Origin of the sequence: Mucilaginibacter psychrotolerans (assembly GCF_004519315.1) — a bacterium.
Lineage (GTDB): Bacteria > Bacteroidota > Bacteroidia > Sphingobacteriales > Sphingobacteriaceae > Mucilaginibacter > Mucilaginibacter psychrotolerans.
Map to the genome: position 1 here is coordinate 1 of NZ_SOZE01000067.1, position 5,908 is coordinate 5,908.

The following is a 5,908-nucleotide window of genomic DNA, read 5'->3' on the forward strand; positions in this document are numbered from 1 at the left end:
AGTTGAGAATTTCTCAGTAAACTCCAGTATATTTAATCCTTGAAACATAATTTTAGCTTGTTTGGTATCTATAGGTTAAATATACTAAAATTATTAGCAATACCCAGGCGCCTTATTCTAATCCACAAAAGGTATTAAACAGTTTAACAGAGCATAGCAAACTTTCAAATTATAAGTTTGAAAGGCTCTATCGTATTCTCTTCAATGAGGAAATGTATTACGTGGCGTATCAAAAAATCAATGCAAAGCCAGGTAACATGACAAAAGGCACAGATGGTCAGACTATCGACGAAATGAGCCTTTCCCGAATTGAAAAATTAATTGGTGCGATCAAAGATGAAAGCTACCAACCCCATCCATCAAGAAGGACTTACATACCGAAGAAAAATGGTAAGAAACGTCCTTTAGGGATACCTTCATTTGATGACAAATTAGTGCAGGAAGTAATCAGAATGATACTTGAGGCAATTTATGAGGGAAGCTTTGAGCATACCTCACATGGTTTCAGGCCTCGGAAAAGTTGCCATACTGCACTTTTGCAAGTCAGAAAGTCTTTCAACGGAGCCAAATGGTTTATTGAGGGCGACATTAAAGGTTTCTTTGATAACATCAATCATGATGTTTTGATAGGTATTCTGCAAGAACGCATCTCTGACGAACGATTTATCAGGCTCATGCGAAAGTTCTTGAATGCAGGATATATTGAAGATTGGGTATTCAACAGAACGTACAGCGGAACCCCACAAGTTGGTATCATTAGCCCCATATTGGCTAATATCTACCTTGATAAGCTGGATAAGTATGTAAAGGAATATATTCAAAACTTTGATAAAGGAAAGGATCGCAAAACAAACCGCGAACGCATCTTATGTGAATACGAGAAAGTTATTGCCCTGAGTATGCTCAGAGCCGAAGATGATGTAGATGATAGAAAATTAATTGCAAAACGAATCAAAGCGATTGATAGAAAAAGAGCAATGATACCCAGTTGCGACGAAATGGACCCCGATTACAGGAAACTTAAATATGTAAGATACGCGGATGACTTTCTAATAGGAGTAATTGGCAGTTTGGAAGATTGCAAGCAAATTAAACAGGACATTACCAACTTCCTGAATGATAAATTACAGCTTGTACTATCGGAAGAAAAAACGCTGATAACTCACACGGAAACACCCGCAAAATTCTTATCATTTGATATTACTGTAAGAAAGTCCAACCAGACCAAAAGGGCTACTGACGGAAAAATGAAGCGAGTATTTCATAAGAAAATCGTTATTAAAATTCCACCGGGCACCATTAAGAAAAAGCTGTTAGATTACGAAGTTCTGGATATCCGGCTTCACAATGGCAAAGAACAATGGAAAGCCAAAAGCCGTCCGGGATTGGCGTTCAACGATGACTTGGAGATATTGAGCAAGTACAACTCCGAACTCATTGGCTTTTATAATTACTATTCTATCGCGCTAAATGTTGGAACAGTTAACACATTCAGCTACATCATGGAGTACAGTATGTATAAAACTTTTGCAAATAAGTTTCATTCAACTGTCCCAAACATCTGTAGAGAGTATAAGAAAAACGGAGTGTTCACCGTATCCTATACCAATTGGAAACGTGAGCGACGTTATCGCACTTTCTATCAAGGTGGCTTCCGGCGAAGCATCGAAGCCAAAGAATCCTCTACTGACAAAACTCCCCACTACTTTCAAGTAGCTATGCGAACAAGCCTGATAGACAGACTGAAAGCAAGAAGCTGTGAAATGTGAGGCGAGATCGATGAACTTGAAATGCATCATATCAGGAAACTGAAAGACATCGAAAAGGGCAAACGCCCGTGGGAAGTCCACATGATTGCAAGAAAGAGAAAGACAATGGCGGTATGCCATGATTGTCATAGGAAGATACACAATGGCGAATAAACTGAAAATATTAGTGGAGAGCCGTATACGCTGGAAGGTGTACGTACGGTTCGGGGGCGAGTACATGGAAACCTACTATAGCGATATAGCAAGGCGCTGGGTACTTAGCCTACATTACATCATTACCCGTCCGCTGGGGCTCCAGTTACTCGGCCTTATGCATGTAGTCCTGAAAAGCACGGATTCGGAAACACCCGTGCTGCAGTTCACCGGCATTCCCCATTCTGACCTCGTTGAGACGATTCGGGAACGGGTGCAGTCTGCCCGTCAGCACAATAAGATCTATGAAATAAATTGAAAAAAGGTCTTGATACTTGCTAATCTAATTAGTATATTTATAGTGTTGATCATCATGAAAAAGAACGTTATTTTATTCCTGACATGCAGCGTCATATCTACTTTCGCCATGTTCGGTGCGCTTGCTGCGAAAAATCCGTTTCCGTGTTTCGGAGTGGCATTCGGTATCTGGGTACTTTTTTTCTGGATAGTCTCCAGGCGAAACAAGAGAGAAGCAGAACGTCGTTTGAATGAACGTATGTTCAATGAGTACATGCGTTCGAAAACGCGCAGTTCTCTTCGCCGTTAATTAATTAGTATTTATATTGCAGAACTATTTTAGTGGGTGATCTGCTCACTATTGTGATAAGGTTTAGGTTAAAATCCCCTGGCAGCGAGTGTTCAGGGGATTTTTATTTGATATCTTTCTTCTTGCCGCATCTGTTGCATTTGTCAGCCGATCAGCTTCTCAATGCTGAAAAATTTATTCGCTACTGACAAGTTCACCCTGACTTTAGTTCTTTCTCATTCACCTCTCTCTTAAGTTTGCAGTGCCCCTGCAAATATCCCTCGAAAACGAATACTTCTTAAATTAAGAATGCTTTGCAGATCTTACGTTTTTCTTTATAAACACAATTCAATCATTTTTCGATTGCAAACACTAATTAATTTAGTAAAATTTGTATAATGAACGACCCACAGGTTTTTGAAATTGTGTTGAATGGGCAAACTGTCCGGGTGTCTGACCATACCATCAAGTCAGCCCGCATTTTCCATGTGGAAAACAAAAATCAAAAAGTGAGAGCCAAATCCGCTGATCTTGCCGACATAACACTCAAGAAATTCTTTAAAAAGATAAAAGATTGTTCCATCACCCAACTGGAAATCCTTAATCATGTGGAGTTCCTTACAGAGATGAAGCCGTCCAAACTGAAGCTGTTATCAACTGATTTTGACGTTTATTTTTATCCGCGCAAGGAAGAGGAGGAAGCGAAATATTCTTCGGAAGATATTGACTCAGCAATTAAAGATCTGCAACAACGACAAAAGAAAATACCATACAAAGAAATTCCTGATTTTGATAAGGCGACCAAAGACGAACGAGGCAAAATTATTCATCCGGTTTCAACAGTCAGGATACTGGATATCGAACATCTGTTCTTTCCCTTCAAATTCTTCGGTTGTTATCAATTCATCAATCTCCTGGCGAAGCTGATCGAAAAATCCGAAAAAACAGACAATATCCCGGAAACTGAGGCACCAAACCCATTACGGCGAAATTTAAGCAAACTTGGATTTGATCAATTCAAGTTCGGTAAGTTGAGCCCAGATGAAGCTTATTCCACCTTGATCGCAAAGGATGTCCCTTTCCAGATCGCATTTTTAAATGAAGCGGGCTTTATCAAAAGCGTAGAAAAGGCCCAGGCAAATACCAAAGCCGGCTTACATAAAATCTTCGCCGCTGCGCTCGACTGCCCCGAGAGAACCGTCAAAGGAAATTTAAATGTCCTTAACTCTTTTTCCAAAGAAGATCGCAAACGTTATACCGCACATCTTCACGTTCCCGACGTACAAAAACTTTTAGACAAATAATGGGAGTACTCCCCTATTGCTGCCCCCAGATGCCCCATTTATCATTGCTGAAAATTAATAGCAATGGAACAGAAAATTGAAAAACGTCAGCGTGGAGCTATCATTACCGGCAGTCTTCATCTCATCGTATGGTTGATCAAACTTATCATCGCGTGGATTAAACACCAGTGATCAATGCGGTAACTGAAAGACTTAGCCGCCGAGCAGGTTATCATCATAAACCCTTCTTGCTTTCGCGGCATTCTCCAGTATTTTAAAGAACTCATCGTTTTCGTAGTATACTCCCGACGTCAATATTGCGGGAGCTACTACCGGCGTAAAGAGATCGTCTTTAGCGTGTCCTTTAACGTGCAGCCAGAAAGCCTCAATTTTAAGTTCCGGTTGCTTAAGTATTCTTAAACTATATCTTATAGGATCGCTCTGCTGCCTGTTGATTACGCTATTAAGTACCGAACGATAGTTAAGATTATACTGGGGATCATGGATGACTTGCTGTATTTGAGCATCTGAGTTGCTACCACTAAAGTCGTAAATGGTTAACTCATTGTTCTCCGAGTCCAAGGCCCTGAAGCCACCTTTTTGAATATCCGGTTGATCTCCATTCTTCAGGGAATTGAAAGTTACGATATAAACGTCATGTGGCGCTGCCAGCCCTTTCGGGTGTACATCTGGTGATGTCTGGTCTGGTTCAGTTGGGAACGGAGCAGACAACATCGATAAACGCATATCTGATGCCTTCTGAAGCAGTTGACTATTAATTGTAGTAAACTTTAACATGCTGCTAACCGGAGCTTTGGTGTAAAAAGTGTGGGTCCACGATCCCGAACCCTGATAACTACTTGTAAAGTTAACAAGATTTATAAAAGATTTCCCGTAAAGCGGATCAGCCACATAAACAAAAAACGTGCCCAATGTGTCATTATATCCGTGAACCGTTACGAAATGCCCACCATAACTTGCCCATCCTATCCTAACACCAATTACTCGTCCTGAGTCAATTTCAGCCTTAATATCGTTCTCAATCAATGCCGCTGAAATTATCGGTGGAACAAAATTTCCCGTAGTGGTGAGCGCCCGGTCAAGATAATAATCTTTATCGCATGGGTTAGGATTGGGTGCCGTACAGCAGTCCGTCCTAATCAGCGTACCATCTGCTACTTTACATTGTGTCCAGCCCGAAGCTGGATCATAAAAAAGGGATATACTGGTCGCATTGGCGGCCCAGCACCAATGTGTTTGCAATTGCGATTGCATAGTAAACTTAAGTTCCTTGTTGTTAGGCATATTGGAAGCGTTATTGTGATAATTACTAAAATTGTTTAGGGCATAATGACCAATCCGGTAAAAAACCTACACTTGGTTTGGCTTATGCAAGCTAATTGACTATTTTCACATTATCAATATTTTTTTTATTAATTATCAGATACTTAAACCTAATTTATCATGACAAAAAGAATCAAAAAAAGTACAACTATTCTCGGAATCGTTTGCCTATGTTGTACGTTAGTTTCTTTTGCGGTTCTCAGGAAAACGGAAATATGGCAATCAGTTCCGGATAACACGACAACCAAAATCAGACTCATTACACATATGGAGAAAAACGCTCTTCAGGAGGAATTTATCAAACACGTACTCTATAGGCACATGAGTATCGATACCACAAGTAGCTACCCGGGTCACTTAAATACAACCGTTGGCAGATGGGAGAATTATTATGTGCGTTTTTCGCTGGAAACAAAGGATAGTATTGAAACAGTATCAGGATTTTACGGACACATTGGACTCAATGGTCTCAATTCAACACCTACAGTCAGCAATATCGTATGGAAGCCAATTTCATATAATAGTAAGGGCTGGGAAGAAATGACCACTATCGCATCTTTACGCGACGCACAAATTCAATACAATGCTTTCTCCGGGCGATAAATTGTGTCGCTTAAAATAATACCCATTAATTTCAAAGCTGGTAATTTTTATTCAAAAAAAATAAATTAAATAATAGGATTATGTATTTAGTTCGCATTTAATCATTTTGTAATTTACGGGTTTAGCCTCGGTCATTCTGGTTATAAGTTTATCAAAAATTGAGTTCATATGCCCCCTTCTGTTAAAACGGA

The 5,908-nt window shown here is 40.0% G+C and carries 6 protein-coding genes; 5 read left to right on the forward strand and 1 reads right to left on the reverse strand.

Annotation, left to right across the window (positions count from 1 at the left end; genetic code table 11):
• The first annotated feature begins 257 nt into the window (after positions 1–257).
• The 4 genes from E2R66_RS27910 to E2R66_RS27920 all read left to right on the forward strand — a co-directional run bounded on the left by E2R66_RS27910 (position 258) and on the right by E2R66_RS27920 (position 3,791).
• Entirely contained in the window at positions 258–1,769 is a 1,512-nt protein-coding gene (locus tag E2R66_RS27910) for a reverse transcriptase/maturase family protein (protein ID WP_240049544.1), read from the forward strand.
• A gap of 21 nt (positions 1,770–1,790) precedes the next feature.
• Positions 1,791–1,922 carry an HNH endonuclease gene (locus E2R66_RS29375; protein WP_394347212.1) on the forward strand — a complete coding sequence of 44 codons (132 nt, stop codon included), beginning with the start codon at positions 1,791–1,793 and terminating at the stop codon, positions 1,920–1,922.
• Between the two features lie 352 nt (positions 1,923–2,274).
• Positions 2,275–2,508: a hypothetical protein gene (locus E2R66_RS28620; protein ID WP_158288535.1), complete on the forward strand. Its 234-nt coding sequence runs from the start codon at positions 2,275–2,277 to the stop codon at positions 2,506–2,508.
• A gap of 377 nt (positions 2,509–2,885) precedes the next feature.
• Positions 2,886–3,791, forward strand: a complete 906-nt coding sequence (locus E2R66_RS27920) for a hypothetical protein (RefSeq protein WP_134737990.1) — start codon at positions 2,886–2,888, stop codon at positions 3,789–3,791.
• Positions 3,792–3,983: 192 nt separating this feature from the next.
• Here E2R66_RS27920 and E2R66_RS27925 read toward each other — a convergent pair whose 3' ends face one another.
• Positions 3,984–5,075, reverse strand: coding sequence for a cysteine peptidase family C39 domain-containing protein (locus E2R66_RS27925; RefSeq protein WP_134737991.1), 1,092 nt, complete (start codon positions 5,073–5,075; stop codon positions 3,984–3,986).
• A gap of 159 nt (positions 5,076–5,234) precedes the next feature.
• On the opposite strand from E2R66_RS27925, the gene E2R66_RS27930 reads away from it, so the two are divergent.
• Positions 5,235–5,717, forward strand: a complete 483-nt coding sequence (locus E2R66_RS27930) for a hypothetical protein (RefSeq protein WP_134737992.1) — start codon at positions 5,235–5,237, stop codon at positions 5,715–5,717.
• Positions 5,718–5,908 lie beyond the last annotated feature (191 nt).

Excerpts from the sequence above, each read along its gene's own strand:
- E2R66_RS27930 (WP_134737992.1), top strand. The coding sequence starts at position 5,235 with ATGACAAAAAGAATCAAAAAAAGTACAACTATTCTCGGAATCGTTTGC.
- E2R66_RS27910 (WP_240049544.1), top strand. The coding sequence starts at position 258 with ATGACAAAAGGCACAGATGGTCAGACTATCGACGAAATGAGCCTTTCC.
- E2R66_RS28620 (WP_158288535.1), top strand. The coding sequence starts at position 2,275 with ATGAAAAAGAACGTTATTTTATTCCTGACATGCAGCGTCATATCTACT.
- E2R66_RS27920 (WP_134737990.1), top strand. The coding sequence starts at position 2,886 with ATGAACGACCCACAGGTTTTTGAAATTGTGTTGAATGGGCAAACTGTC.
- E2R66_RS27925 (WP_134737991.1), bottom strand. The coding sequence starts at position 5,075 with ATGCCTAACAACAAGGAACTTAAGTTTACTATGCAATCGCAATTGCAA.
- E2R66_RS29375 (WP_394347212.1), top strand. The coding sequence starts at position 1,791 with ATGCATCATATCAGGAAACTGAAAGACATCGAAAAGGGCAAACGCCCG.